At 67.5% G+C, this 26,220-nt stretch carries 26 protein-coding genes; 19 read left to right on the top strand and 7 right to left on the bottom strand.

The features are described from left to right. The first annotated feature begins 9 nt into the window (after positions 1-9). The 3 genes from OV287_RS04045 to pdxA are packed head-to-tail and all read left to right on the top strand — an operon-like array spanning position 10 to position 2,997. Positions 10-1,005 carry a peptidylprolyl isomerase gene (locus tag OV287_RS04045; protein ID WP_267532647.1) on the top strand — a complete coding sequence of 332 codons (996 nt, stop codon included), beginning with the start codon at positions 10-12 and terminating at the stop codon, positions 1,003-1,005. Positions 1,006-1,046: 41 nt separating this feature from the next. Then, complete coding sequence (locus OV287_RS04040; protein WP_267532646.1) at positions 1,047-2,018, top strand: peptidylprolyl isomerase; 972 nt, start codon at positions 1,047-1,049, stop codon at positions 2,016-2,018. Between the two features lie 7 nt (positions 2,019-2,025). Continuing rightward, complete coding sequence (gene pdxA, locus OV287_RS04035; protein WP_267532645.1) at positions 2,026-2,997, top strand: 4-hydroxythreonine-4-phosphate dehydrogenase PdxA; 972 nt, start codon at positions 2,026-2,028, stop codon at positions 2,995-2,997. A gap of 6 nt (positions 2,998-3,003) precedes the next feature. Here the strand turns inward: pdxA and OV287_RS04030 are convergent, their stop codons facing one another. After that, a complete protein-coding gene (locus tag OV287_RS04030) occupies positions 3,004-4,854 on the bottom strand; it encodes a GYF domain-containing protein (RefSeq protein ID WP_267532644.1) in 1,851 nt (616 codons plus the stop codon). 196 nt (positions 4,855-5,050) lie between these two features. Next, positions 5,051-5,347, bottom strand: coding sequence for a hypothetical protein (locus tag OV287_RS04025; RefSeq protein WP_267532643.1), 297 nt, complete (start codon positions 5,345-5,347; stop codon positions 5,051-5,053). 174 nt (positions 5,348-5,521) lie between these two features. On the opposite strand from OV287_RS04025, the gene OV287_RS04020 reads away from it, so the two are divergent. The 4 genes from OV287_RS04020 (at position 5,522) to OV287_RS04005 (ending at position 8,621) form a co-directional block, all read left to right on the top strand. Further along, on the top strand, positions 5,522-7,033 hold the full coding sequence (locus OV287_RS04020; RefSeq protein WP_267532642.1) for an ATPase domain-containing protein: 1,512 nt from the start codon (positions 5,522-5,524) through the stop codon (positions 7,031-7,033). Beyond that, positions 7,030-7,395 carry a response regulator gene (locus OV287_RS04015; RefSeq protein WP_267532641.1) on the top strand — a complete coding sequence of 122 codons (366 nt, stop codon included), beginning with the start codon at positions 7,030-7,032 and terminating at the stop codon, positions 7,393-7,395. Before OV287_RS04020 ends, OV287_RS04015 begins: the two co-directional genes overlap by 4 nt. 175 nt (positions 7,396-7,570) lie before the next feature. After that, the gene (locus OV287_RS04010) at positions 7,571-8,050 is read left to right on the top strand and encodes a hypothetical protein (protein WP_267532640.1); all 480 of its coding nucleotides are present in this window, start codon (positions 7,571-7,573) and stop codon (positions 8,048-8,050) included. Between the two features lie 43 nt (positions 8,051-8,093). Next, complete coding sequence (locus tag OV287_RS04005) at positions 8,094-8,621, top strand: hypothetical protein (RefSeq protein ID WP_267532639.1); 528 nt, start codon at positions 8,094-8,096, stop codon at positions 8,619-8,621. Between the two features lie 15 nt (positions 8,622-8,636). On the opposite strand, the gene hpf is transcribed toward OV287_RS04005, so the two are convergent. After that, on the bottom strand, positions 8,637-8,969 hold the full coding sequence (hpf, locus tag OV287_RS04000; RefSeq protein WP_267532638.1) for a ribosome hibernation-promoting factor, HPF/YfiA family: 333 nt from the start codon (positions 8,967-8,969) through the stop codon (positions 8,637-8,639). A 289-nt stretch (positions 8,970-9,258) separates the two neighbouring features. Here hpf and OV287_RS03995 point away from each other — a divergent pair, with 289 nt between their 5' ends. The 11 genes from OV287_RS03995 (at position 9,259) to OV287_RS03945 (ending at position 21,907) form a co-directional block, all read left to right on the top strand. Beyond that, on the top strand, positions 9,259-10,167 hold the full coding sequence (locus tag OV287_RS03995; RefSeq protein ID WP_267532637.1) for a DUF72 domain-containing protein: 909 nt from the start codon (positions 9,259-9,261) through the stop codon (positions 10,165-10,167). 383 nt (positions 10,168-10,550) lie between these two features. Further along, positions 10,551-11,015, top strand: a complete 465-nt coding sequence (locus tag OV287_RS03990; RefSeq protein WP_267532636.1) for a hypothetical protein — start codon at positions 10,551-10,553, stop codon at positions 11,013-11,015. Between the two features lie 32 nt (positions 11,016-11,047). Continuing rightward, positions 11,048-12,232, top strand: coding sequence for a protein kinase domain-containing protein (locus tag OV287_RS03985; RefSeq protein ID WP_267532635.1), 1,185 nt, complete (start codon positions 11,048-11,050; stop codon positions 12,230-12,232). Positions 12,233-12,240: 8 nt separating this feature from the next. Next, the gene (locus OV287_RS03980) at positions 12,241-12,663 is read left to right on the top strand and encodes a helix-turn-helix domain-containing protein (protein WP_267532634.1); all 423 of its coding nucleotides are present in this window, start codon (positions 12,241-12,243) and stop codon (positions 12,661-12,663) included. Beyond that, positions 12,632-13,042: a helix-turn-helix domain-containing protein gene (locus tag OV287_RS03975; RefSeq protein ID WP_267532633.1), complete on the top strand. Its 411-nt coding sequence runs from the start codon at positions 12,632-12,634 to the stop codon at positions 13,040-13,042. Before OV287_RS03980 ends, OV287_RS03975 begins: the two co-directional genes overlap by 32 nt. Positions 13,043-13,116: 74 nt before the next feature. Beyond that, positions 13,117-13,476: a helix-turn-helix domain-containing protein gene (locus tag OV287_RS03970; protein WP_267532632.1), complete on the top strand. Its 360-nt coding sequence runs from the start codon at positions 13,117-13,119 to the stop codon at positions 13,474-13,476. A 58-nt stretch (positions 13,477-13,534) separates the two neighbouring features. Further along, entirely contained in the window at positions 13,535-15,670 is a 2,136-nt protein-coding gene (locus OV287_RS03965) for a serine/threonine protein kinase (RefSeq protein ID WP_267532631.1), read from the top strand. Between the two features lie 92 nt (positions 15,671-15,762). Further along, complete coding sequence (locus OV287_RS03960) at positions 15,763-16,707, top strand: DUF2381 family protein (RefSeq protein WP_267532630.1); 945 nt, start codon at positions 15,763-15,765, stop codon at positions 16,705-16,707. Between the two features lie 450 nt (positions 16,708-17,157). Then, the gene (locus OV287_RS03955) at positions 17,158-19,170 is read left to right on the top strand and encodes a hypothetical protein (protein WP_267532629.1); all 2,013 of its coding nucleotides are present in this window, start codon (positions 17,158-17,160) and stop codon (positions 19,168-19,170) included. Continuing rightward, entirely contained in the window at positions 19,167-20,507 is a 1,341-nt protein-coding gene (locus OV287_RS03950) for a hypothetical protein (RefSeq protein ID WP_267532628.1), read from the top strand. Before OV287_RS03955 ends, OV287_RS03950 begins: the two co-directional genes overlap by 4 nt. A gap of 44 nt (positions 20,508-20,551) precedes the next feature. Continuing rightward, positions 20,552-21,907: a tetratricopeptide repeat protein gene (locus tag OV287_RS03945; protein ID WP_267532627.1), complete on the top strand. Its 1,356-nt coding sequence runs from the start codon at positions 20,552-20,554 to the stop codon at positions 21,905-21,907. A 263-nt stretch (positions 21,908-22,170) separates the two neighbouring features. Here the strand turns inward: OV287_RS03945 and OV287_RS03940 are convergent, their stop codons facing one another. The 4 genes from OV287_RS03940 to OV287_RS03925 all read right to left on the bottom strand — a co-directional run bounded on the left by OV287_RS03940 (position 22,171) and on the right by OV287_RS03925 (position 25,773). Further along, entirely contained in the window at positions 22,171-22,704 is a 534-nt protein-coding gene (locus OV287_RS03940) for an imm11 family protein (RefSeq protein ID WP_267532626.1), read from the bottom strand. Between the two features lie 65 nt (positions 22,705-22,769). Further along, positions 22,770-23,894, bottom strand: a complete 1,125-nt coding sequence (locus OV287_RS03935; protein WP_267532625.1) for an AHH domain-containing protein — start codon at positions 23,892-23,894, stop codon at positions 22,770-22,772. A 228-nt stretch (positions 23,895-24,122) separates the two neighbouring features. Further along, the gene (locus OV287_RS03930; protein WP_267532624.1) at positions 24,123-24,269 is read right to left on the bottom strand and encodes a hypothetical protein; all 147 of its coding nucleotides are present in this window, start codon (positions 24,267-24,269) and stop codon (positions 24,123-24,125) included. A gap of 301 nt (positions 24,270-24,570) precedes the next feature. Further along, the gene (locus tag OV287_RS03925; protein WP_267532623.1) at positions 24,571-25,773 is read right to left on the bottom strand and encodes a lipase family alpha/beta hydrolase; all 1,203 of its coding nucleotides are present in this window, start codon (positions 25,771-25,773) and stop codon (positions 24,571-24,573) included. A gap of 145 nt (positions 25,774-25,918) precedes the next feature. On the opposite strand from OV287_RS03925, the gene OV287_RS03920 reads away from it, so the two are divergent. Beyond that, positions 25,919-26,212: a hypothetical protein gene (locus OV287_RS03920; protein ID WP_267532622.1), complete on the top strand. Its 294-nt coding sequence runs from the start codon at positions 25,919-25,921 to the stop codon at positions 26,210-26,212. Positions 26,213-26,220 lie beyond the last annotated feature (8 nt).

Genomic DNA, 26,220 nt, shown 5'->3' with positions numbered 1-26,220 from the left:
AGCCCTCTCATGCCGCAGGCCTTCGTCCGCGCCACACCGCTGCTCGCCGCCCTGGCGCTCGCCGTGGGGCTGGCCGGCTGCAACAAGAAGGACAAGGAGGATCCAGACGCCAACGTGGTGGCCACGGTGAATGGCGAGGTGCTCTCCCGCGCGGACTTCGAGCACGAGCTGGGGCGGGAGCTTGCCTCCTCGGCTACCGAGTCCGGCCAGCACACCCCGGAGGACGTGGAGCCCTACAAGCGCTCGCTGCTGGAGACGCTCATCTCCCGCATGGTGCTGCTGCAGGATGCCCGGACGCACAACGTCACGGTGAGCCCCGAGGAAGTGGACCGGGGCGTGTTGCGGCTGTCGAGTGACTACCCGGCAGGCAACTTCAATGACGTGCTGGCGCAGGGGCAGCTGTCCATGGCGGAGCTCAAGGCGCGCGAGGCGGCGCGGCTCACCATCGAGAAGCTCTTCACGAACCACGTGTACACGCGCGTGGCGGTGACGGAGGAGGAGCTGCGCGCGTACTACGCGGCGCACGAGACGGAGTTCTCCGAGCCCGAGCGGGTGCGGGCCGCCCAGATCGTCGTGAAGGGCATCGACGAGGCGCGGCGGGTGCAGGCGCAGCTCAAGTCGGGCAAGAAGTTCGCCGACCTGGCGCGCAAGTACTCGCTGAGCGCGGACGCCAAGGTGGGCGGCGACCTGGGCTTCTTCCCTCGCGGGCAGATGCCGCCGACCTTCGATCAGGTGGTGTTCTACCTGTCGCCGGGCCAGGTGTCGGACGTGGTGGAAACGGAGTACGGCTACCACCTGTTCCGCGTGCTGGAGAAGAAGGCGGGGCGCAAGCTGGAGTTCACGGAAGTGCGGGACCAGGTAGAGGCGAAGCTGCTGGCGCAGCGGCGGGCGGAGGCGCAGGAGACGTATGAGAAGGAGCTGCGAGCCAAGGCCCAGGTCTGGGTGAATGAGGCCACGCTCCAGGCCATCCGCGGACGGCCCGCCACGCAGGCGGCGAAGCAGTGAAGCGCCGTCCCCATCGACACGGATACGGAAAGAGAAAGCACATGAAGAAGCTGATTGGGACGATGGTGGCGGCGCTGCTCCTGAGCGGCGCGGTGGCGCGGGCGGAGATGGTGGACCGGGTGGCGGCGGTGGTGAACCGCGACGTCATCGCGCTGTCCGAGGTGGAGAAGCGCGCGGCGCCGGAGCTGGCGCGCATCAACTCGGCGGTGAGGGAGCCGCAGAAGCGGGCCGAGGAGCGGGCTCGGGTGCTGAAGTCGACGCTGGACGCCCTCATCGGCGAGAAGCTGATGGAGGAGCAGATCCGCGAGCTGGGCCTGGCCGTGACGGAGTCGGAGCTGGATGCGGCGATTTCGGACGTGAAGCGGCAGAACAACGTCACGGACGAGGAGCAGTTCGAGCGCCTGCTGTCGGGCGAGGGCCTGACGGTGAAGAGCTACAAGGACTTCCTGCGCAACCAGATGTCGCGCATGAAGCTGGTGCAGCTCAAGGTGACGCCGAAGGTGAAGGTGTCCGAGGAGGACCTGAAGGCGGCGTACACGCAGTACACGAAGATGGAGTCAGGGGACGCCGAGGTGCACGCGCGGCACATCCTGGTGCAGGTGGACGCGAAGGCGACGCCGGAGCAGGTGGAGGCGGGGCGCAAGAAGGCGCTGACGCTGGCGGAGGAGGCGCGCAAGCCGGGCGTGGACTTCTCGGAGCTGGCGAAGAAGAAGAGCGAGGGCCCGAGCGCCGCGGACGGAGGAGACCTGGGCTTCTTCCGGCGCGGGGTGATGGTGCCTGCCTTCGAGCGGGTGGCCTTCGCGCTGAAGGAGGGCGAGGTGAGCGAGCCGGTGCGCACGCAGTTCGGCTGGCACGTGCTGAAGGTGGAGGAGCGGCGCGCGGTGGACGTGGCCCCCTTCGAGCAGGTGAAGGGCGAGTTGGAGAACCGGCTGAAGATGCAGAAGACGGAGAAGTTCGTCGAGCAGTACGTGCAGGAGCTGCGTCAGAATGCCTCCGTCGAAGTGAAGATCTGAGACCCACGTGAACGAGCGTCCCGTCGTAGGCATCTCGCTGGGAGACGTCTCCGGGATCGGCCCGGAAGTCACCGCGTCGGCACTGTCGAGGCCCAAGGTACGCCAGGCGTTGCTGCCCGTCGTCTTCGGAGACGGGCCCACGCTGGAGCGCTTCCCGGCCTTCAAGAAGTACACCCGCTTGACGCCTGAGACGCTCGAGCGCGTCACGGAGCCCACGGTCTGCGTGGTGACGGAGCTGTCCGAGAAGGACCGCGTCCCAGGCAAACCAACGCGAGCGGGCGGCAAGGCGCAGTACGGCTACATCCAGGCGGCCATCGAGGCGGCGCGCGCCGGGAAGGTGGACGCGCTGTGCACGGCGCCGGTGTCGAAGGAGCAGATCTCCCGGGCGGGCATTCCGTTCATGGGGCACACGGAGGTGCTCGCGGAGGCGTTCGGCCGTGAGGTGATGATGCTCATGGACGGCCCGCGCGTGCGGGTGGCGCTGGCCACGAACCACGTGCCGCTGGTGGAGGTCTCCCGGATGCTGACGGTGGAGCGGCTGGTGGGCCAGCTGCAACTGCTGTCGCGGAGCCTGAAGCCCGTGGTGGGCCGGGCGCCTCGGATTGGCGTGCTGAGCTTCAACCCGCACGCGGGCGAGGGCGGGCTGCTGGGACGCGAGGAGGTGGAGGTGCTCACTCCCGCCATCAAGCAAGCACGCAAGCTCCGGGTGGACGCCCACGGGCCGCTGGCAGCGGACGGACTGTTCGCACAGGTGGAGCACTTCCCGTACGACGCCGTGCTGGCCATGTACCACGACCAGGGCCTCATCCCGGCCAAGGCACTGGACTTCGAGCGCACGGTGAACGTGACGCTCGGGCTGCCGGTGCCGCGCACCTCGCCGGACCACGGCACGGCGTACAGCCTGGCCGGCACGGGCAAGGCGAGCAGCGTCCCCATGGTGGAGGCGCTGCTCAAGGCGGCCCGGCTGGCCGCGCGCTGAGCCCGCTCAGTAGGTGAACGGGAAGCGCACGGGCTCGCGGCTCTGCACCCGGTGCTGCGGGAACTTCCAGGAGCGCACCTGGCCCTCGATGCAGCGGGCGAACGGCGTGCCCTTGAGCCCCTCGGTCTCCATGAGGACCTCGACGGCGTCACCCGTCGGCCGCACGCGCCAGCGCACCACGAACCGGTCCTTGCCCGAGTCCGACGTCCGCTCCGGCTCGTGCGTGTCGATGCAGGCGACAATGGCTTCCTTGTGCGAGCCCACCACCTGCACGATGTCCGAGGTGGAGAGGGACTCGGGCAGGTCCTTGCCGGGCTCGGGCGGGATATAGACGTTGCGATTGGAGCGCGGGTCCTCCGCCTTGAACTTCGGCGCGTCCGGCGAGAGGCCCAGCGCCTTCTCGAACTCCTTGTCGATGGAATCATCGAAGTTGGTGGGGTCATCCGCGGCCTTGCGCGGAGCCACAGGCGTGGGCGGCGGGCGGCGCTCCTTCTGCTCCACCTGAGCAGTCGCGACCACGACTGGCTTCGGCTTCTCGGGCAGCGCCGAAGGGATGATGGCCTTCTCCACCTGATTCTCGGGCGCACGCGTGGCGGCGACAGGAGCGGACGGAGGCGGCTGCACCACTGGAGCATTCACCACCGGCGCCTTCACCACCCGCACCGGCTGCACTACCGGCGCCGGCTGCACCACCGGAGCCGGCTGCACCACCGGAGCCGCCGCCACAGGCGCCTGTGCCACCGGAGCCGCCGCCACAGGCGCCTGTGCCACGGGAGCCGGAGTCACGGGCGCCTGTGCCACCGGAGCTGGCTCCTGCGCCACCGGGGCCGCCACAGTGGCGGGCGCGGCGGGCTGGGGCACGGCAGGCACCTCCTGGCGCGGAGCCACCTCAGAAGAAGTGACAGGCCGCACCGCCACCGACTCCGTCGAGCCACGGGACTGAGACAGCAGAATCAGCGCTCCCGCAACGAGGCCCACTGCCGCAGAGCCGATGAGCACCCCAGCCAGGAGCGCCTTCCCCCGCTGAGCGGGCGCGGGTGCCTCGGGCGCGAGGGGCGCGGCCAGCATGCCGGGAACGACGGGCGGAGCCACGGGCACGCCCAGTCCCGGATATGGCGCGACCGGAGGAAGCCCCTGGGCCGGAACCGGCGCCATCAGACCCGTCGGCGCCACCGGCACGACCACCGGCTGCACGACGGGCACGGGGGCGGGAGCGGGAACCGAAGTGGGAGCGCTCGGCACGTCGAGCATCGCCGAGCGCACCTCCTCCTTCTCCTGCTCCTTCTCCTCCTTCATCTTCCGCAGCCACACCACCTCCTCCTCGACGAGCGAGTGCAGCGCGGAGACCACCTTCTTTCCGGAGTCGGCCTCCCGAGCACTGGCCGGAGCGGTGGAGACAGTCGCATCCGCGGCCACCGTGGGCAGCCCCGCAATGGTCAGCGCGGCCACCAGCTCGGGGACGCGGGACAGCGGCTGCCAGGTGCTCCACGCCTCGCACCAGAAGAGGGTGTCGGGGTTGAGCTCGCCCTGGTGCCACAGCTCGCGCAGCCGCTCGAGACGGAACGGGCCCGCGGGCTGCGCATGCCGCTCCACGTACCAGTCCATGGCCCCCACCGGCACGGGCGCAGCCGCGTCCACTCCGGTGGCGGACAGCTCGGCAGACGCCTCCAGCACCGGCGGCCCGAAGAGCGCGCCGTCGAAGATGGCGTCCAGGTCATCCGGACGCACCTCGCGCAAGGCCGTCTGGACACTGGCCGGTGCCGCCTCGGCGGAAGGTGGCAGGAGCCGCGGAGGCTGAGCCCCACTGCCCGCCCGAGAAAGGAGATCGCCTTCGATGTTCGAATGGTTCCCGTCCACACGCCCTCCTACCAGCCCCCGCTGACCCGACGCTGGGGCAGCTTGTGGCTCAACCTAAGGACGTCCGAGACCCCAGCCAGGATTCACGTCCTTCGGTACGAGCGTCTTCTTTCACTTCCGAGCGCTTGTCGTGCGAAAAAGTTCTGCGCCTGACGCAGCCAAATCCGTCACAGGCGAAAACCCCTGGACACCCGGACTACGGCGTTTCCGCTGATGGGCACGGAAGGTGTGCGAGCAACTCCGCGCCATCCCTCGCTGGGTCGAGCAACACCACCTCCGAGACGTCCCCCTCGCGCCGGAGTTGCACACTCACACGCCCCACAGGACACCCCCCCAGGCACCCCGTGAGGCTGACGCTCACCGCCTGTCCGTGTACGGCGAGCGTGGCGCGAATACGGCGCGGCAGGTCCACGCCTCCGGCGCTCGCCTCCAACCGCATCAGGCAGCGGTGACAGACCTGGACCTGGGTCTCCACCGCACACGGCTCACTCATGGGCACTCCTCGCCTCCACTCCTCACACGAACCCCTCCGTCCTTCGAGGGATTTCACGCCCGGCAGGCCGCAAACAGAGCAGGCAGCGAGGCAGCGAGGCAGCTCCATGCCCTCTGTCCCTCCTCCTGATGCACACCCTTAAGCACAGGCCGTACACCCCAAGGAGGCCCTTTTATGGAAGGGGACGTCCCCCGGATTTCCAGCGGCACTCCCTACCTCGACCAGCTTCTCGCCGGGGGCTGGCTGCGCGGCGGTAGCTATATCGTCACGGGCCCTCCTGGCACCGGGAAGACAACCCTCGGCAACCAGTTCTGCTTCTCCGTGGCCGAGCAGGGGGACTGCGCCCTCTACGTCACCCTGCTCGTCGAGACGCACGCGCGCATGTTGATGCACCTGCGCTCGCTGGCATTCTTCCGGCCCGAGTTCGTGGGCACACGCGTCTTCTATCTCAGCGGCACCACGGTGCTGAAGGAGAAGGGCCCGTCCGGGCTGCTGGAGCTGCTCACGCGCACGGTGCGCGAGAAGCACATCAAGGTCCTGGTGATCGACGGCTTCACCCTGGTGCGCGAGCGCGCCGGATCCACCCTCGAGCAGCGCGAGTTCCTCCAGGGGCTGTCGGTGCTCTGCGGGCTGACAGACTGCACCACGCTGCTGCTCAGCACCGAGATGAGCAAGGCCATGAACGTCGAGTACGCCATGGTCGACGGCATCCTCGCGCTGAACGCGGAGCTGCTCGGGCGCAGGGCCATCCGCGACCTGGAGGTCGTCAAGTTCCGGGGCAGCAACAACATCCCCGGCCGGCACACCTTCCTCATCAACGAGCACGGCATATGCATCTACCCGCGCTGGGAGGCTGTGTACCGCAAGATACCCGAGATCATCCCCGAGTCGAGCATGCGCCTGCGCTTCGGCGTCCCCAGACTGGATGCCATGTGCCAGGGGGGATTGGTCGCCTACTCCTCTACCCTGCTGCTCGGCAGCCCCGGCAGTGGCAAGACGCTCCTGGGTCTGCACTTCCTGGCCGAGGGAGCCAGGAACGAGGAGCCCGGCCTGTACTTCGGCTTCGCGGAGAGCGGCAAGACGCTGATGCGCAGAATGAAGAGCATGGGGCTGGACCTGACGCCCTACCTGGAGCGCGGGCTCATCCGCCTCGAGTCGCGCGCTCTCGCGGAGACGCTCCCCGACGCCATGGTGCAGGAGCTGATGAACCTGGTCTCCCAGCACCAGTACCGGCGCGTCTTCATCGACGGGCTGGAGCCCTTCGCCAAGGAGGCCATCGACCCCGAGCGCACCACGCGCTTCCTCTCCGCGCTCATCAACGCGCTGCGCGACAAGCACATCACCCCCCTCATCACGGAGGAGACCAACACCCTCTTCGGGCCGGACATCCACTCCCCCATCGAGGGCGCGGAGGCCATCTTCGACAACCTCATCTTCCTGCGCTTCGTCGAGCTCAACGGCCGGTTGTACCGCCTGCTGTCCATCCTGAAGATGCGCGACAGCGACAACGATCCCTTCCTGCGCGAGCTCGTCATCTCCCACAAGGGCATCCAAGTGCAGGAGGCCCCGGCCGCCCTCGGGGGGATGATGACCGGCCAGTCCCAGGCGCCGAAGACCCGGAAGAAGTCTCCCAAGCGCCTGACGGCCCTCAAGCGGCACTCGCGCAAGCCGGGAGGTCGCAAATGAGCCGGCTCCTCATCGTCGATGACGAAGAGATCCTCACGGACTCCCTCCAGGACATCCTTGAAGGCGAGGGCCACCGGGTGCTCACCGCCCATAACGGAATGGCTGCCCTCGACACGCTCGCGCGGGAGCAGTTGGACCTGGTGCTGCTCGACTTGATGCTGCCCCTGGTGGACGGCCTGACGGTGCTCGAGACGCTGCGGCGGGACACTCCCTCCACGGCGGTGCTCGTCGTGACCTCCTGTGCCAGCGAGGCGCTGCAAGGCCAGCTCGTCCAGGGTTTCCTCCGCAAACCCTTCTCGCTCACGGCGCTGCTCCGCGCGGTGGAGGCCGTGCTACCCCCGGTGCCCCCCACCCCTGAATGACGAGCCCGCCGGCCCCCTGACGACGAAAAACCGAGGGCCCCCCATGAATGACAGAGAGGCTGTCCACCCGGAGCCACGGCAAGTCCGCGTCTTTTGGGCCGTGCGCCAGCGCTCCCGGGTGGCGTGGGGATTGCTGACACGAGGCCTCTGCGTCTTCAACGGAGGAGGGTGAAGCGTGTCTTCTGTACGCGGAGTCTGGAGTCTGCTGGCCGCTGTGCTCCTGGTGGGCGCAGGGTGTGAGGGGGGGCCAGGGAACGAGAAGCACCCCACGGATGACACACCACCCCCCGAGGGCTATGCCGGCGTGTTCCACTGGGAGAACAAGCCGGACGCCTACAACCTGTCCATCGAGCCGGGAGGCGTGGTGCGTTGGTCGATGCGCGGCTGCGACACCATGGGGGATGCGCGGGGCCACTGGGAAGCCCGTGACGGAAAGCTGGTGCTGAGCGGACTGCGCGGCAACGACACCACCACGGTGGAGCTGGCCCCCGATTTCGACGGACTCATCTCCACCGGGCCAGTGAGGAGCAGCGACGGCTCGCCCACGCAGCGCTGGCCTCGGGGCGGCGTGTGTCCCGTGTGCAAGAACCCCGACGGCGGCCCCGTGCTGGGTCCCATCGAGGTCCAGCCGTGTGACAACCCGTCACTGCCCTGACACCACCTCGAGCAGCACAACCCCATCCAAGCGGAGCTCCTGAATGGTTCGTGTCATCCCGGGTCTCCTCCTCGGTGCCGCCCTGCTCACCGGGTGCGGACCCGAAGGACGGTGTGAGGGCACCTTGGGCGGTACCCGCATCGATGGAACGCTCGACGGCGACAGCTCGCTCGTCATCGTCCCGACGACCTTCCATCCCGAGCACGAGGGCGCCTACGTCCGGACGGCGCGCCTCCAGCTCTTCTACGGGAACAGCGACCTGCGGGTCATCACCGAGGTCAAGCTTCCCGCGGAACAGGCCATGAGGGACATCCCCCTCGGCCTGTCCGAGGAGGAGTGGTCCCAGCGGATGCCCCAGGAGGGCGCGGTCTCCATCTGGCACATCCAGGCGCCCGCGGACGCACCCGAGCTGAGCGGGGGCACGTTCAGCGTCAGGCACGCGGACGCCAACGACCTCGAGGGGAAGATCGACGCCCGGTTCGAGGACGGCTCGCGGCTCGAGTGCACCTACGACATCCGCGGCCAGAACTTCGTCCCGGGCGACGACCCCACCTACAACGGCCCTCCCTGAGCGCCACGACGGACTTCAACGGTGGGCGCGAAGCCCCTCGGCGTAGTGCTGCAACTGACGCCGGGCGGCATCGAAGGCATCGTTCACGGCCTGGTAGGCATCCTCGTGCGAGACCTTCTCGCCGTGGTCGCGGTCGACCACGATGTTCTTGCCGGGGACGTGCAGGTCCAAGCGGACGTGGAAGTGCTTGCCCTGCTGATGATGCCGGTGCGGCTCCTCCACCACCACGTGGCAGCCAGTGATGCCGTCGAAGAACTGCTCGAGCTTGTCCGCGCTGTCGCGGATGTGCTCCGAGAGGGCATCGCTGGCATCCATTCCACGGAAGGTGATCTGCAGGTTTCGCTTCATCTTCGCGCCTCGTGAGTGGCTCCCCGTTGGAGCCGTCGTGACGCCCACTCTCCATTGCATATGGAGCGCCAACCCCTCTGCCCTCGGAGAAACGAGGGGTTAGAGAGGGCCGGGCATGCAGCCTTTGCGGAGCCCCCTCGGCGGGCGCGCAGCCTTTGCGGAAGGCCCTCGGACCCATACCTGGAGTCGAGTGACACCACACCCGCGGGCAACCCATGAGGGCAGCCGGGCGGGCGCGCGCTGCGGTGCGGCAGGTGCGTCTCCACCTTCACCTGCTGGAGGTGTGCGCGTGATTCGCATCGGCCCCGCGGGATGGAGCTACGACGACTGGGCGGGAGTGGTGTACCCGAAACCCAAGCCGAAGGGGTTCGATCCGCTGGCCTTCCTGGCGGGGTACTTCGACGCGATAGAGCTGAACACCAGCTTCTACCGGCCCATCAGCCGCCGCAACGCCGAGCTCTGGGTGAAGCGCACGGACTTCAACCGGGACTTCCGCTTCACCGCGAAGCTATGGCGGCGCTTCACCCACGAGCGGGACGCCGTGTGGACGGCCGATGAGGTGCGCCAGACTCGCGAGGGGCTGGATGCCATTCACGAGGCGGGAAAGCTGGGAGCGGTGCTGATGCAGTTCCCCTGGTCGTTCCGCAACACGGAGGAGAACCGGGACTGGCTGGATGAGCTGGTGTCCACGTTCTCCGACTGGCCGCTGGTGCTGGAGGTGCGGCACGAGTCCTGGAATGTGCCGGACGTGTTCGCGGAGCTGGCCGAGCGCGGCGTGGGCTTCGTGAACATCGACCAGCCGCTCTTCCATGACTCGATCGGCCCGAGCGCACGAGTGACGTCGTCGGTGGGGTACGTGCGAGTACACGGGCGCAACTACCACAACTGGTTCCGCAAGGCGGCGAGCGCGATGGAGCGCTACGACTACCTGTACACGGCGAAGGAGCTGAAGCCCTGGGCCGCGCGCACGAAGGAGATCGCAGCGCATCCGCGCGTGAGCGACGTGTATGTGGTCACCAACAACCACGTGCGAGGCAAGGGCGTGGCCAACGCGATGATGCTGCAGACGATGCTCACGGGCCAGAAGGTGCACGCGCCCGAGGCGCTGGTCCGCGAGTACCGCGACACCTTGGGGCCCTACGTGCTGCCACCGGAGCTGGAGACGCCCGAGCCTCCCGGCGCCAGCCCTGCGAGGTAAGGAATTGGCACTGACGTGTCCGGGCACCTGGACCGGATAGGTCACGTCGTGCGGACTGACGCATCCGTCCACATTTCGCCGAGCCTCGCCCACTTCGCGCGAAAGAACCCGTCTCCCGTTCTCACAGGTTGACTTGGCTTCATGACCTACGCGGTTGGACAGGACTTCCCTTGGACCATGCTCTGTGTTACCCATTTGGGCGTTTCCCGAACAAAACCCCAAGAGTAACCGGAGGTATCATCATGCCGAGCGAAGCTCTTTCGCCTCGGAAGAGGACTCGTCTTGCCTCTCATCCTGCCCATCCGTTTCCTGGGCTGCTCGTCGCGCTCTGCCTGACGCTGCTCTGCCCTCTGGCGTGCGCCAGCAACTCCCCACCCCAGGCATTGAGCACAACCCGTGACAGGCTCGCGAAGTTGGATGAATTCGGCGCGCTCCTGGTGAAGGCCGGCCTGGCCACGGAGTTCCTGCCCACCGGGTTCGAGCTGTCGCCCGAGCAGGCGCGGCAGCTCCGGCTCCACTTCGACCTGAATCCCCCCACCTCCGCCGCCTACGCCCCCTGGCTGGTGGCGGACGTGCTGCTGCTCGATGTGGTGTTCAAGAAGCAACCCGTTACACGCGCCGAACTGGGCCGCCGCATCCAGGAGTTCCAGACGCTCTTCGTCCTGCGCCGGGACGGCTATCTCGCGGAGGCGCTCAGCGGCAAACCCAACCAGTGTGTGGGCCCAGTGGAGGTGCGCGATGGGGGGCTGCGCGCTGGCATCTTCGAGGTAGGCAACTTCTACAGGCTCGATGACGCCAACCAGTGGCAGCACGTGCAAGTTCCCGCGCCGTCCACCGCCGCGCTCTGAGACTCCCGCCTTCTCCTTCCCAGGAGACACTCATGTCCGAGCCGACGGATTCCGGCGGACTCCCTTCTCCACTCGACTTCGAGTCGGGCAGCCACCGCTATTCCATCCAGCGCCCTCTGGTGTCCCATCCCGACTACGACACCCTGCTGCTCGCCTCGCGTCAGCACGTCCGGGGCGGCCCACTCAAGAGGGTCATCCTCAAGCCCATCCTCCTGGGGGAGGAGCGCGAGCTGCGCGCCCGCGCCCTCGAAGAGGTGAATCTCTCCGGGTTCCTGCGCCACCCCAATATCGCCCGCGTGCTCGGCTCCGCGTTCACTGAAGAGATGGCCTACGTCGTCATGGACATGGGCCACGGCCGCTTCCTCCTCTCCATCATGGACGCGGCCGTGTCGGTGGGCAGCAAGCTGTCGCATGGCTTCGCCGCCTATGTCGCCGCCGAGGTGGCGGATGCGCTCGACCATGCCCACCGCGCCGTGGATGACGAGGGCAGGCCCCTCCACCTCGTCCACCGTGCCGTGGGCCCCATGCGCATCCGCCTGGGCTACAACGGGCGCGTCCAGCTCACCAACTTCGGCGCGGCCTGGTCGGAGTTGATGGGCCGCATCCCCACTCCGCCAAGGACTCTCCGGGGGGACCCGGCCTATACCGCGCCAGAAATCCTGCGCGGCTTCGAGAAGCCCAAGGCGGACCAGCGCGACCCGCTCACCCCTCCGGCGCTGGACGGCCGCGCCGACATCTTCTCCCTGGGCCTCGTGCTGCTGGAGATGCTGCTGGCCCGCTACCCGCTCGATCCGCCCGACAGGTTGTGGCACGACCTCGAGCAACGCTTCCCACCCGAGGTGCGTGGCGAACGGCCTTCCTCGCTCCTCCCCCTGGAGACGCTGGCCAACCGCCTCCTGCACTTCGGCCCGGAGGAGGTGCAGCAGGCAACCGAGGAGCTGCCCGAGCCGCTGCGGCGGATTGTCGCCAGAGCCCTGCGCCCCGAGCCCGCCGAGCGCTACCAGACAGCGGGCCAGCTGCGCGATGAGCTACGAGACTTCCTCCAGGGGGCCGGCCAGCAGCCCTACGGTGCGAAGCAGGCGAAGGCGGAGGTGAACCGCCTCTTTGGCGAGGCCTCGGACCTCGACAAGCTGCAGGCCTATCCCATTGTCGAGATTGGTGTCCTGCCCGTCCCACCGGACATGGACCTCGAGAACCTCGACGAGCTCGACGACTGAGACCCACCATGCCCCAGCGACACAAGACACGAGATGCACTCGCTCTCCAGCTCGGGAAGATGGCACGAGCGGCGCGCGAGAAGGCCGGACTGACGCAACAGGAGGCAGCCGAGCGCGTGGGCGTCGTAACGGAAGTGTATGGCCGCATGGAGCGCGGCCTGCTGCTCCCCAGCCTGCCCACGCTGCTGCGGGTGTGCCGCGCGCTCAGGGTGGATGCCAACTCGCTATTGGGGTTCTCGTTCACCAAGGCGCCCGTGTGGCTCGCCCAGCCCCCCGCCATCGACAGCGAGCCGCCCGCGGTACGCCGACTCCTGCGCACGGTGAGACGGCTGAAACCGAGGCAGCTCCACGCGCTGAGCACCGTGGCCAACGCCATGTTGCCCGCTCAGGAGACACGAGATGGATGTGACTCCAGACAAACCACGAACTGAGGACCCTCAGACGGTTGCGGTACGTCGGTCCTTCGGAAAGGCGGCCCGCGCCGCACGGCTCCGCCTGGGACTCACGCAGGCCCAGGTCGCCAGGCGCGCGGGAACGACATCGGACGTCTATGGCCGCGTCGAGCGTGGGGACATGATGCCCAGCGTGCCGAGCCTGCTGCGCCTCTGCGACGCCTTGGAGACGTCCCCGGATGTGTTGCTGTCCCAGGGGAGCGCCGTGGGGCAGGTCTCCGAGGCAGCCTCTACACCCGCTCCGGACGAACCACCCGAGGTGAGCCGCATCGTCCGCCTGCTGCGCGGCTGGTCTCGCGAACGTCTGGTGTTGCTGCGCAAGCTGGTGGAGCTGGCGGATCTGGAGTTGCACCGATGAGCAGGCCCCAACCCCAGCGTGCCACTGGGAGTGCACGAGGCTGGTAGACGCAACGCATGGAAACCGAACTGCTCATGAAGTCTCTGGGTGAGGTGGCGCGAGTCGCCCGTGAGCGGCTGGGACTCACCCAAACCCAGGTGGCGAGACAGATTGGAATCGCCCCCAACGTGTATGGCCGCATCGAGCGTGGCCATATGATGCCCTCCGTCCCCACGTTGCGGAGGATGGCCCTGGTGCTCGGCCTGTCCTCCGATGTCCTGCTGGTATTGGGTAGTGCGGACGTGGCCCCTTCGCTGGAGACGCCGGCACCCGAGAACAATCTCGCCCCGGAGCTGCGGCAGACCGTGCGCATGCTGCGCGGCTGGTCCCCCATCAAGGTGAAGTGGCTCAACCGCATCCTGAAAGCCATTGAGAACGTGCCCGAGGAAGAGTGAGCGAAGCACGGGTCTGTCCCAGCCGCGTGCATGACGGGCGGTGCTAACCTCCGAGGTCATGAAGCTGGCCCCACCTGTAGAGAATGCATCCTTCCCCTTCCCCGCCCGCGGAGACAAGGTGGAGGGCTACGAGATCGTGGCGCCACTGGGCTCCGGAGGCCACGGGCTCGTCTACAAGGTGGTGCGAGAAGGGCGCTTCTTCGCCCTCAAGCTGTTGCGCGCCCGTTCCCTGGACGCTCGGGGTCAGCGCGAAATCAACATCCTCCGGCACCTCCTGCACCGCAACGTGGTGCGCCTACACACCTGGGGCAGATGGCCGCATGCCGTCCATGGACACCTCTTCTTCGTCATGGACTTCGTCGCGGGCCGGACGCTGGAGGAGTGGGCACTGGAGGACAACCCCTGTGCGCGGTGCGTGGCCCGCGTGCTGCTGGAGGTGGTGCGAGCGCTGGCGGACATCCACGCCCGGGGCGTGCTGCACCGCGACCTCAAGCGGGAGAACATCCTGCTGCGCACCTCGGATGGGGTGCCCATGCTGGTGGACTTCGGAATCGGCTGGCTGGCGGGAGAGCCGACGCTGACGGGTGAGACGCTCCCACCGGGCACACCCGAGTACCGCAGCCCCGAGGCCCTGCGCTTCGAGCGGGAGCACGCGGACGGACAGGCACGCTACACGCCCGACGCGGGGGATGAGTTGTGGGCCCTGGGCGTCATCCTCTACTGGCTGCTCACGGACGTGCTGCCCTTTGGCCAGCGCTACGTGGGCGCACTCAACGAGCGCATCCTCACGGTGAGGCCCAAGGCGCCTCGCGAGGTGAACCCGCGCGTGCCCCCGGTGCTCAGCGAGCTCTGCATGCGCATGTTGGAGAAGGAGCGGGGAGCTCGCTTCGCCACGTGCGTGGAGCTGGCGGGAGCACTGGAGGCGGCGCTGGCCGGGGCGGACGAGAGCTGGGTGCTGCCGCTGGTGGACGTGGAGGCGCCGGAGCTAGCGCCTACCGAGGACGTGCCTGGAATGGCACCAGGCGATGCGGGGGCGAAGGAGGCCCAGCGGTGGACCGCGGGCCCGCTGCGGCGGGGACAGAAAACCAGGCGCGGGCCAGCACCCGCGCGGCACGAATGCGGCCCTGCCGTCGTGGAGCCACCCGTCCCTGAACCCGTCCCTGCACAGGAGGCGGCCAGGTCCGCGCCCGTTGGTGAAGCGCCAGATGCGGCGGTGATGGCCGGGCCTGCCCCGGGAGCGTCACCGCCTCCGGTGGCTGAAGCCGCCGCGCCCTCCCCAGCCCACGAGAATGGGGCTCAGGGCGTATCACACGCTCCGCCGAGCCCTGTCCGCCGTGCACACGCGCGTTCGCGGCTCACCGCGGGCATGACGCCGATTCACGCGGCAATGGTGGCGCTCGCGGTGGTGCTGCTGGGCGTGGGGGTGCTGGTGGGCGCGTGGGCCGTGAAGGGCCGCACGGCAGCGACGCCAGCTCCGGCGTTACCAGAGGAGCCACTCCCTGCCGGGAGGTTGGCGAGCAACCCGACGCTGCACGCCTATCTGGTCCGCGAAGTGGCGGCATCGAAAGGGCCGTCCGAAGCTGGAGGGGGCGCGGCCACAGTCCTGGACCCTCCTCCCGCGTCCACCTTCGCCACCATGCTCCGCGAGAATGACGCCCGCTTGAAGTCCGAAGAGAAGCCCACCCCGAGGCCGCAGCGAAAGGCATTGCCCTGTGTGCCCACCCGCCAGGAGACATGCGTAGTGGGCTTCTGCATCGTGTTGCTCACCAGTTGCACCAGCACGCCGCAGGTTGTGCGCCCACCGCCGAGGCCCGCCGACTGCCCTCCCGAGGCCTTGAAGGCCATGAAGGAGCTGGGCATCGCCATCGGCGACACGGCAGGTGTCGCCTTCCCCGTCGAGGGTGGCGTCAAACGCGTCACCGTGCGCGAGTCCACCCCGGTGCGGACAGTGGACCGACTGGGGCAATTGGACCCGGTCCACCTCACCGGACGGCTCTACCTGGGGCCGGAGCGCGTCTACGGCCGCTTTACGCAAGCCAGGACACATACCGGGAAGACGTACCCGGTCTGCATGGAGTTGATCCACCGCGACGAGGAGACACTCGGCGCCGAACGGTACGACGTTGGAGGCCCCGCCGACGCCGCCGTGGTCCTTTCCACGCAGTACATCCGGGCGGTGGACCGATTCAAGTAGCGCCTACATGGGCCGCAGGGAGGCGGGGAGGTGTGGTAGAGGCCAACGCCTCGGGTCTCCACGCCCCGCCTCGCCTTGGAGGTTGACTCCCCGTGCCCCTCGCGTCCCTCGTGGGCCAGCTCGCGCTGGTTCTCCTCGCCTCTTCGTCCGAGGCCGCCGCACCGCCCCAGCCAGACGCATGTGAAGCGGCCAGCCCTCACATCACCCTGACGGCCGAGAACACCGCGAAGGCGCACGTGGTGTGTATCAGTCCGGACGTGCCCCTCACGTTCCGCTTCGACGCGCCGCTTCAACCAGAGTCCGTGAGGCTCGAAGAGCGGGAGCGCTTTGAAGACGTGGCCCCCGGACAGCAAAGCCTCTTCTTGGTGCCGCCGGAGAACCTGGAGGCCGGGGAGCGTTTCAAGGTGGAGGTGTGCTTCGCGGACAACGCGGCCCCCAAGTGCGCCAGTTTCCTCTTGCTGGCGCACCCGGGGCTGGGCCGGTCGCAGGTGAAGGTGTCTCGTGAGCCCCGTCCGGTGGAGTCCTGCCAGGAGGCGGAGAAGGCGGCCCAGGCAGAGACCCAGCAATGCCGCGAGGAGGTGCGGCAGTTGCGCGCCGAGCGCAGTGTACCCGAGGGGCTCAGGGGCACGATTGCCTCGGGGTTGCTGGGAAAGAATGGCATCACCATCAGGGACCTGTCGGACAGCGTCACCACGCCGAAAGAAAATGCCCTCATGCCATACGAAGTCCGTAGCTACCGCGCCGAGGGCCGCGTCGCGGTGGAAGTGTGGCTGGAGAATCCCGGCATGGAGCCCTGGATGGCGGCGGGCGCGGTGCTGCGCGGCCCCAATGGCGACGTGTTGAAGCCAATGCCCCTCTGGCAGCCAGAACCAATTCTCCCGGGTAGAGCAGGCACCGGGGAGGAACTCCGGCCAAGGGGCCGCGTAGTGGTGGAGGTGCTGGCCTCGGCGATAGAGGCGCGGGGCACATACACCCTCTCGCTCTGGGACGAGGACAAGAAGCACACCATCACCCTCGGTAACGTCACATTCCCGTAGCGGCTCGTGCCACGAGTTCCAACCAATCCCTCAAGGCCTCCACCAACCACCCACGCATTGCCTCGGCGGGTGCACCGGTGTTTCGGTGTCATTCTGGATGCCAGCACTCACGGCTGGCGGAAGAGGTGCTGCATGACCACCCATCGTGTTGGCTCTCACCCGGTCTGCGTGCGGCCGGGTCCCACAGCTGGCGTGCAGGTGTCTTGGAGAACAGAGCGGCCCGTGGGCCCGGCTCTGCTGGCCCTGGCTCTGCTGGTGCTGCTCGGAGGTTGCGCCACGGGCCACCCACGAGGGAGTCTGACGAGCGGCTTCGGCCTCCACTCACGCTCCCATTCCGCCTCCCGGCGGCCTGCCACCGCTCCAGTACAGGCAGAGACGGCGGGAGGCGCGGGCGGTTTCCCCATGCAGAGCTCGGGCGCCACTCCGTGGGAAGAGGTGCCCTGGCAGGACATGGCACAAGGCGCCGCTCCGGCCCCATCCTCTTGTGCGGGCGTGGCGCTGCCTCCGGGCTGGCCCGACCTGTCGGCCCGAGACGAGGAATTGCTGGCGCCCTTGCTGGGGTGCTCGCCCGCCGAATTCGTCCAGGTGCAGCAAGGGGTGGACATGCCCCGGTTGGTGGAGGCCCTGGAGGACTGGGGCGCCGTGCGACTGGGTGCCCTGGGACCCGTGCGCGACGACGCCGCCTCCCTACTGCAGCGCAAGCGCGCCGCCTTCCTCCTCACCGCCACCGAGCTGTTCGGCCCCGTGCAGGCCGAGGTGCCCATCCTCTTCCTCCTGCACTCGGCCCACGACGACGAGGTGCGGGAGGTGCTGCGGCTGCTGGCCGCGGACAAGCAGTTGGGACAGACGCTGGCCCTCATGCCAACCGTGCGCGAGGAGTTGGAGACACGGGGCATGCCGCTCTCCCAGTACCCGGACCGGGCCGAGCAGGCCAGCGACGTGCTACGGGGCCTGGGCCGCACCGCCCGCGACGCGCTCTCCAGCAGCGATGCGAGCCAGAACGCCCGGTTCATGGCACTGTCCACCCTGAGGGGGCAGTTGCCTCTGCCCTACCAGCGGGCCTTCGACGAGGTGGAACGGGCCCGGCGCCTGCAGCACTTCGCCCCGAGCAATGTGGTGGTGGGCAGCTTCGACTCTCTGACGTTTGGCGTGCCGCTGGGCTTCTACCACCTGGTGGCCGGCACGAGCCACGGGGCCTACACCCTCTCCCAGGGCCAGTACGAGCAGGCTACGCGCGAGCTGGCACCGGCGGCGCTGCTGGTGTCCCTGTACGCGGGCGGCAAGGGCCTGCGCATCCTCTCCCAGGCCCGCGGTAGTACGGGAGCCATGCGCGGACTCCAGCCGTCCGAGCTGCGCCTGCGCGCCCTTCAGGAGATGGCGCGGCAGTGGGAGGCACGGCTGGGCGTAGATGGCCTGCGGGAGATGGCCAGGTACATCCGCACCAGCCGGAAGGCGGGCGAACTCGCGGCCGTGGGAGGAGTGGACGCCGCCCTGGCCCTGCGCGAGGCACGAGGGGATGTAGCCAAGGCGCAAGCCTGGCTGTCCCAGGCCAGGCCCGAGCGCTCGGGCTCCCCGGCGGCAAGGGGAGGGGCGAGCAAGGGCCCCGGAGAAGTGGCCTCCGTAGCGAACGACACGGCGCGCCCCTCCCCGAAGCGGACTCCTGCTGGCCAGCACCCGTCGGGCCTGTCCTCGCTGGTGGACGGGGAGGCGAGCCTCACCCTGGAGGTGGTGGAAGCCAAGCTGCGGCGCGTGGAGTTCGAATCCTCGGGCCCGCGCCTGTCCGGGGACGTGGCCCTGTTGAAGGAGCAGCGCCCCACCCTCGAAGCCCCTCCGTCAGGAGCCCAGGGCCATCCCCTGTTGAGCGAGTACATCGCCTATTACGACAAGCGCCTCACGGAATTGGAGCAGGGGACGGCGGTGAAACCACCCCTGAAGTGGGTGGGCTACGAGCGGATGCGGGGATGGTTCGCCCGGGGGCTGGCCTTCGAGCGCCTCATAGTGAAACTGCTGCGCGCCGACGCAGCCCTGCCCAGGGCCAAGCGCCGCTTCCTCGCGGATTTCGACCGGCCTCGCATCGAAACCTATGTGGGCGTGAGGAAACCGGAGAGCGGCCTGCGCTTCGCCGATGTGCTCGTCATCGAAGAGGGCACACCCGCTGGCACACTGCCCCGCGTGGAGACATTCAGCTTCAAAAGCCGTGACCTCTCCCTGTTGGGGGAAGAAACCTTGACGGCGCAGATGAAAGCAGATGCGAGTGACGCCCTGGGATACTACGGCGGAACGCTGGACATCCGTCGGCCCGCCCTCCAACCACTGCTCAAAGACGGCAGCAAGGTGCCGGTCCAAAGGGTTCGCCTCGTCTATGAGGGCGGCGCCCTCAAGCCTGGGATTATCGATTTTTTGAATAGAGCCGTGAACGAAGCTCGCAAAGAGGTTCCGGGAGTGGAGGTGCTGTTCCAATGAAGGTGCTGGAGTTTCGCGACTTGAGTCCAGAGGATAGCCTCCTTCTCACATTCGACGGAGTCTTCGATCAGCAGGCGGCACTCGAGCGCGAGCTAGAGCCCGTCATCCAAGCGCTCGAGGAATACGCGGACGGGTGGATGCCGGACGTCGTTGAAGGCAAGCGGCGGCGCAAATACTCCCGCGCCGCCATCTGGAAGTCCCTGGAGGAGAAGCGCAGCGAAAAGAGCACCTCCATCGTGCTCCAACGCACGAAGTGGCCCGCGCTGTATATGCGGCTCAGGATCTATTTTCCGCCGCTCCCTCCCGAACTGGGCATCTCGCTCATGGAGCAGCCCCTCTCCTTCTTCGCGGAGGTGGAGCGCTGCCGGAAGTTCGTGGAGATGGTACGCGACTGGGCCTCTCGCTACCCGGTTCCTCATGCTTCAGCCCACAGCCTGGCGGACAGGGGGCTGGCGGATTCGCCCCTCTTCGGCCGCGACATGCAGACATCCATTCGGGACGGGTTCGACAAAATCTACGAGGTGTTCTGGCTCAACGTCTTCGGTCCCAAGCTGGTGGAAGCCGTCGGCCGCGAGCGCATGCTGTCCACCCCGGCCCACCGGGTGGAGGAGTTGCCCAACGGCTCCGTCCTCCTGGTGCTCTGGCCCACCGCCGTCGGCTTCGCCAGCGACGAGGCCCGCCTCGCCCAGGCCCGCGCCCACGCCCACCTCCGGCCCGACCTCGACTTCAACACCCTGCTGCGCACCCTGCGCGAGCGCAGCGCCACGCTCGCCCCCGTCGAGCCCCGCTTCCACCCGGACGTCGCTCCCCTCCTCTCACGCGTCGTGGACGACTGCGCCATTCACGAGCGCCAGCGCCGCATCGCCGAGCTCAACCTCTACCAACCTCCCGAGCCCGACGAGTGGCTCCCCGCCTCCGCCGCCCTGCCCTCCGATGTGGCGGACCCGGCGCGTGCTCGCGAGCATTACGACACCCTCGCCGAGCACCTCGTGGCGCTGCTGCACTCGAAAGTGCCCTCCATCTTCAACGAGACTCCCCAGTCCCTCACCGACGTCGACTACCAGTTCTGGCACGAGGACTTCCCCACCGTCTTCGAGCGCCAAAACATCGACGCTCACGCGGTGCCCGCCATCGGCGCCTACCTGGGCCAGGTGATGGTTCGCAACCTGGGCGGCCAGTGGATTCCTCGCCAGAAACTCGAGGAGGCCCAGGTCCGCGTGGGCGACCGCGTCTGGCTGCCCTTCGTCCGCGCCTGGCGCTACATGCGCTCGCGCCAGTCGCTGCTGGACTCCTCCCTCACCCAACTCTACCGCGTCGCCGAGCGCCATCGGGGCTGAGCGCCGTTGAAGACAGCCCGCTCCGGTGGGCTGGAGCAATCGTCATGAGCAATGAAGATCTGGTCACGTCCTACGTATGCAGAATTCCCAGGGAATCGAAACCGGAGGTCATCGCCGCTATTGTTCACGAGGCGCGGACCTCGATATCTCCGGGCGCCTACCAGGCGTGGATGGCGTTGGGGCGCGCCTTGGCGGGCGAGCGAGTGGCGTGGATCGCGCCCGTAACCGACGGTCGCCTCGAAGCAGCCTTTGACTGTTTCCAACGGGCCTCGCGTGCCGAGCCTACGTCTCCTGCCCCGTGGCTCGAGGCGGGGATGACGTCCAGGTTCCTTGCTCGTAGTGGGGAGTCGCTAGGGCATTTCGCCCGTGCCCTCGAAGCCGCTCCTGAGGATGTGCATGGGCTGATGCTTCTAGCCAACTCATGGGGACGCGTTGGACGCCCCGCGCGCGCGCTTCCCTTCTGCGATCGCGTCATCGAGCTTGCCGGGCGAGTGTCGCTGGCGATTCACCTTCGCGCGTACCTCTTGAGACAAGCGGGGAAACAGCAAGAAGCGCTAGAGACGCTGGAATGGTCGAGTAGCGATAACACCGATTCCATGTTGGGCATGAGGGCGCAGCTTCTCGAGTCGGTCGGCCGAGCCGCTGAGGCAGTGCCACTTCAGCAGCGACTGTGCGATGCGAGCCCATGGTCCTGGACCACGTATGCCAATACGCTGAGTCAGTTGGGACGCACCCAGGACGCATTGGAAGCGCTCGTCGAGGCCGAGAAGCGAGCGCGCACGAAAGTCGAGGTGCTTCCGCATAGAATAGCCGTGCTTCGGAAGGCAGAGCGGCAAGCGGAGGCAAGTGCACTTGCCTCGAAGGCCGTCTCACGCATCATGGGTGCGCTTCGAAGGGACAAGCTCCCGGGCTCTTGGGATGATGCCGTTGATCTTCTCGAGGCTGTCGAGCACTACGAGGAGGCACTTGCGCTCATTGACAAGGTGATTGAGAAGGTGCCTGGCGCCAAGAGAGATCGCGCCCTTCTCGGGCAGCGAGCGCGTCTGTTGTTGAAGTGTCCCGGAGCGTCGAGAGAGCACACGGTCGATGCGGCGCGGTGGTTTGCAAAGGCTGCCTCCGTAGATGAGAAGCATTCGCCACGGGTCAACTTTTGGGATCCTTGCGTCGATCGCGCTTCGCTTTGGAACGAAGCGGGTTTGGCTCTTGTGGTGGTCGGCGACCTTTCAGGCGCGAAAGCTGCATTCGAAGCAGGGCAACAGGTTCTCGGAGGACAGGAGGTATATGCCTGTCTCGATACCCTTCGCGAGAACGCGGCTGCCTGCTCGAGCGATGCCGTGAAACGACCCCTCGCGCGGATAGACCTCATGGCTTTCAGAGATCCGTTGCTCATGTGTTCCTGATTCATGGCCGCCCCTCCAACGGCACGTTTTCCAATCACGGCAACCAATCCCACCCATCCCGCATCTCGATAAGGTCACGGCTGTTGGACCGTCCCCACCTTCTCGCCCCGGAGGAAGCGCTCCACGGCCCGGAGCACCTCGCGGTTGGGAGGGAATTCTGGGCGGCGCTGGGGCGGCTGATTCCGGACTACGAGACGAGACGGGAGCGGCTGCGTACCGAGGGGCCTCGGCTCGTCTGGTAGCCCCATGGCGGGGCAGTTGATTCAGACCTCGAGGAACTTCATGCCGGTGATGCCCTCAGTCTCCATGGCTTGCTTGACGTGCTCGGAGACGATGAGGACCACCAGCCAACCCCAGGGGCGGAAGATGTCGGCGTCCCCGATCTTCGCCGGGTCCACCTTCAGCCCTCGCACGTTCTGGTATTCGCCTACCCTGTCTGGTTCGCCATCCTCTGGTCCCCAATAAGACACCTCGTCACACCGGGCGTCGTCGATGCACCGGATGACTCGCAGGGCATTGAGGATGAACCAGGGCTCCGTCTGTCCCTCCACATCCACCGGGATGAACTGCACCTCTTTCTGAAGACCCAGACGCTCGAAGAGCGAGACCACCCGCCGGTGGACGACGGGAATCCCCATGGACTCCATGTATTCGAGCGCAATACCCGCAGGCTTCACGGACAAGCGGATGGGCCTCTCGATTTCCAGGACTCGCCCCTCGTTGAACCTCCAGGTATCGAACAACTCGCGCTTGTCATCGTTCTCGCCTTCGCCCTCACCATCCTTGAAAAGAGGCATCCTCAAATGCCAACGCCCTGGAATGTATTTGTCATCATTTATTTTGAAATACCGTATCTGCCTGCTCATGGCTTCCTCGTGGCCAGCTTGTTGAGTTGAGAGCCCGGCGTACAGACGTCCCCTGCAATCCTGTCGAGCGCACTCACGAGCTTGGTTCGGCACTCGGCCTGGGACCTACAAGTCCGAACCGCGTTACTCAATCTTTCGAAAATCTCGCTGTGGTACGCCTCGGGATGGGGCCCCTTGTGGTCTCGCAGGTAGACGATGTTCGCCGGGTCCTCCAGGCTCATCCCCGCCTTCTTGAAGATCACGCTCCCCCTCGCCCCTCCTCCCGCCATGGCGAAGCGCGGCGGTGACAGGCTCGCCCACAGCCCTCCCTTCGGCACCTCCGGCAATCCCCTCGCCAGCTTCGCCCCCGCCACCGTCACCAGCACCCTCAGCCCCACTCCTCCCAGCGCCTTCCCAAACCGCTCGGCCACCGCCTCCAGCTCCTCCCTCGTCCTCGCCGCCTCCGCCTCCTGGTACAGCCTCAGGCAGGCATGCCCCACGTTGTAGAGCTCCGCCGCGCTGTAGGTCAGCAGCAGTCCCACTGTCACCGCTCCCGCCAACGCCTTGCTGAACACCGGCTCCGGTGCCGCCCGGGCCAGCGCATACAGCATCATCGACATCCCCACCGACAACAGCACCGCCCGCGAGCTGAACAGCTCCAGCGCCGCCTCCCTCACTCCCTTCCCCATGTAGCGCGGCGAAAGCTTCAACGCCTGAAACCACCTGGCGCTCTCCAGCGTCCCCGGCAACTCCACCTGCGCCGGCCCCAGCACTTCCTCGTACTCCTCCCTCACCCTACTCTCTAATGCCGAGGGCCTCGCCTCTGCTGGCAGCATCCCCGTCAGGGCCAACATCGTTGCCGGGTTCGGCTTCTCCTTCAGCCCCCTGCCCCTCTGCTGGAATTCCTCCTCCAGCGCTTCCACCACCTCCCTCGCCTCTTCCTCCGTCCACAGCCCCAGTGCCGGGTTCGGCTTCAACCTCTTGAAGCTCAGCCTCAGCCCCTGCCCCTCGTCCCCCTGGTACCCGCTCACCCCCACCGGCTCCAGCACCGGCACCTCCTCCTGCGCTTGCGCCACCGTTGCACCCAGCGCCAGCACCAACGCCAACAGCAGGTAGATGGGTTGAAGGACTCTCGGCTGCATGCGCGGCTCCTCCGACCCTTCGGAATGCAGGGCGGTGGCGGCCAGTGTCCCTCACCTCGGAGGTGGGGTGCCAGACACGACTCTGGCCCGGGGCTCGTGGCCTCACCGCCGCGATGGCCCGGTTTGCACTCACCGTGAAGCCCCGGCACCCCTCCGCCCCCTTCCCGCTTCTACGCGGCGAGACGGAAGCGGCTTCGCATGGAGGGGCCGCGTCTCGTCTGGTAGGCGTCACTGCCTGGCGAGGATGCGCCCTTCTGCATCGACGGCGTACTCCGCGCCCCCATCCGTGATGATGGCACCAGGAGCACACCGCGACAGGTCCGGAGTAAAGCGCACGAAGAAGATGTTGTTATCGTTCGGCTGCCAGATCGACACATGAAACGTTTCCCGAAGGGAGAGGCACCGAGCCACGGGATCATCTCCCTTCCGCGGCGACGTTCCGGGCGGCAGGAAATCATTCATGGCTGCTTCGAGCGCCACCACCAGGGGGCCCTCCAGGTGGGAACCCTGCTCATAAGAATCTGGAAACTTCACCTTGGCGGCCACTGCTGGAGGCGCCCGTTCCGCCTTCTCGTACAAGCCATACCTGAGAAGTGAACAGCCCGTCAGGGTCATCAAACAGCAGGGAACAACGCAGAGGGTCCATTTCATGGGCATCCCGCCAATGGCTCTTTTTTCAATACGGCTGGCGGGCCGTCCCCACCTTCTCGCCCCGGAGGAAGCGCTCCACGGCGTGGAGCACCTCGCGGTCGGACATGAGCGCCACGTGCTCGGCGTCGCTGTCCACCCGCCACCACGTCATGGGCAACACGGGTACCGCGCGAGAGGACAGCACCGAGCCATCCCCATCCGCTCGCGGCGGGTGCTTCAGGTCCAGCTTTCCGTCCACCATCCGCACCCCGCTCACCGTCGGCCTCCCCGTCCCCACCACCACCAGCGTCTCGAAGGGCGCCGCCGGCAGCCCCGGCTTCGGCGCGAGCGCCTCGTGCAGCTCCCGGTGCGCGTCCAACATGCGAATGAGCTGCGCTCGGTAGGCCTCGTCCTCGCGCAACGCGGAGTCCGCGAACGGGCCCCAGCCCTGCTTCAACCAGACAGCCGGATCCAAGGCATCCACCTCCACCGGCCCTCCCCCGGCATCCACGAAGAAGTCGCTGCGCGCGGACACCAGCTGGAAGGCAGACGCAAAGGTAAACAAGGCCTCGGGCGCGAGCAGCGCCCGGTTGCGCAACGTCTCGGTCCCCACCAGCAGGTCATCGAAGATGCCCGGGCCTCCCGTGAACGGCGTGCCGATGATGACCACGCGCTTCACGTGCTCGGCTCCCACCCATGGGCGCTCACCGGTCTGCGCCCCACCGTGTAGCAAGCAGTGCAGCGTCACCAGCCCGCCCATGCTGTGGGCCACGATGTTCACTTTCCGCTTGCCTCCCCCTTCCGCCACGAGCTGCTCGATGCGGGCGCACAACGCCCCGGCGCTCTCGCGGATGTCCCTCCGCCAGTCATAGGAGAACGGAACGAAGCCCGGCAGGTGGTCCCTCCCAAACTCCATGAACGAGCGGTACGCGTCCACCGACGCAAAGACGGCCGACAGCTTCGTCATCGGACCGTCCGGCCGCAGCGGCCCGTAATTCGGCACCGGGCGCTGGCCCGGGAACGGTATCGCCAGCGTGCGCTCTCCCCGCGAGAGCGCCTGTCCCACCGTGAGCCAGGCACGCTCGGGCTCGGGGCCCTCGGTGACGAGAAAACTGCCTCGGTAGCCCGGGACGAGAATCGTGACCTCCTCGCCCGTGGGCGGAGGCACATTGACGCGGGCAGCACCGCAGCCAGTGAGTACCGCGCCCAGCAGGAGCAACACGACGCACGAGTGGTGGAGTGTCCTCATGGCGCGCAGCTTCCGGGGGATGCTTTCCCCTCGCAAGACTCCTGCCTCCCCGCCCGTCCGCTGGCCACGCGAGCCCCCCTCCTCCCGGTACGGCCCGCTGCCGCCAGAAAGCACCGTTCGCACCTTCGGACAAAGGAGATGCCAGATGGCGGACGACCCCGTGGAGAGGATGCACCAGCGCGAGCGTCAACAAGAGCGGGAGCGGTTGCGCGAGCTGGAGGCGAAAGATTTGGAAGTGGAATCCCAGCGGGGCTCACGCCCGCTCGAGGGCTACGCCGGAGGCCACACGACCTGGGCGAGCAAGCAGGACGACGAAGCCGCCGCAGAGGTGCACGCCCACGACGCGGAGGACTCCTGGGCCGAGAGCCAGGAGCAGGTGGCGCGACTCTCGCCCGAAAGTGGAGAACCCGCTCGCAAGGACGAGGAGCCCCCGAAGTAGGCGTGGGT

The sequence above is a fragment of the Archangium lansingense genome (genome assembly GCF_026626635.1).
GTDB classification, from domain to species: Bacteria; Myxococcota; Myxococcia; order Myxococcales; family Myxococcaceae; genus Archangium; species Archangium lansingense.
Note: the sequence above shows the minus strand (reverse complement) of the source record. Positions and strands in the feature narration are given on the sequence as shown.

Bases quoted from the DNA above. Each gene is read 5' to 3' on its own strand.
- OV287_RS03935 (WP_267532625.1), bottom strand. From the start codon at position 23,894: ATGCAGCCGAGAGTCCTTCAACCCATCTACCTGCTGTTGGCGTTGGTG.
- OV287_RS03955 (WP_267532629.1), top strand. From the start codon at position 17,158: ATGGCACAAGGCGCCGCTCCGGCCCCATCCTCTTGTGCGGGCGTGGCG.
- OV287_RS04025 (WP_267532643.1), bottom strand. From the start codon at position 5,347: ATGAGTGAGCCGTGTGCGGTGGAGACCCAGGTCCAGGTCTGTCACCGC.
- OV287_RS03945 (WP_267532627.1), top strand. From the start codon at position 20,552: ATGAGCAATGAAGATCTGGTCACGTCCTACGTATGCAGAATTCCCAGG.
- OV287_RS03985 (WP_267532635.1), top strand. From the start codon at position 11,048: ATGTCCGAGCCGACGGATTCCGGCGGACTCCCTTCTCCACTCGACTTC.
- OV287_RS03950 (WP_267532628.1), top strand. From the start codon at position 19,167: ATGAAGGTGCTGGAGTTTCGCGACTTGAGTCCAGAGGATAGCCTCCTT.
- OV287_RS03975 (WP_267532633.1), top strand. From the start codon at position 12,632: ATGGATGTGACTCCAGACAAACCACGAACTGAGGACCCTCAGACGGTT.
- OV287_RS03925 (WP_267532623.1), bottom strand. From the start codon at position 25,773: ATGAGGACACTCCACCACTCGTGCGTCGTGTTGCTCCTGCTGGGCGCG.
- hpf (WP_267532638.1), bottom strand. From the start codon at position 8,969: ATGAAGCGAAACCTGCAGATCACCTTCCGTGGAATGGATGCCAGCGAT.
- OV287_RS03980 (WP_267532634.1), top strand. From the start codon at position 12,241: ATGCCCCAGCGACACAAGACACGAGATGCACTCGCTCTCCAGCTCGGG.
- OV287_RS04005 (WP_267532639.1), top strand. From the start codon at position 8,094: ATGGTTCGTGTCATCCCGGGTCTCCTCCTCGGTGCCGCCCTGCTCACC.
- OV287_RS03920 (WP_267532622.1), top strand. From the start codon at position 25,919: ATGGCGGACGACCCCGTGGAGAGGATGCACCAGCGCGAGCGTCAACAA.
- OV287_RS03965 (WP_267532631.1), top strand. From the start codon at position 13,535: ATGAAGCTGGCCCCACCTGTAGAGAATGCATCCTTCCCCTTCCCCGCC.
- OV287_RS04045 (WP_267532647.1), top strand. From the start codon at position 10: ATGCCGCAGGCCTTCGTCCGCGCCACACCGCTGCTCGCCGCCCTGGCG.
- OV287_RS04040 (WP_267532646.1), top strand. From the start codon at position 1,047: ATGAAGAAGCTGATTGGGACGATGGTGGCGGCGCTGCTCCTGAGCGGC.
- OV287_RS04020 (WP_267532642.1), top strand. From the start codon at position 5,522: ATGGAAGGGGACGTCCCCCGGATTTCCAGCGGCACTCCCTACCTCGAC.
- OV287_RS03940 (WP_267532626.1), bottom strand. From the start codon at position 22,704: ATGCCTCTTTTCAAGGATGGTGAGGGCGAAGGCGAGAACGATGACAAG.
- OV287_RS03970 (WP_267532632.1), top strand. From the start codon at position 13,117: ATGAAGTCTCTGGGTGAGGTGGCGCGAGTCGCCCGTGAGCGGCTGGGA.
- OV287_RS04015 (WP_267532641.1), top strand. From the start codon at position 7,030: ATGAGCCGGCTCCTCATCGTCGATGACGAAGAGATCCTCACGGACTCC.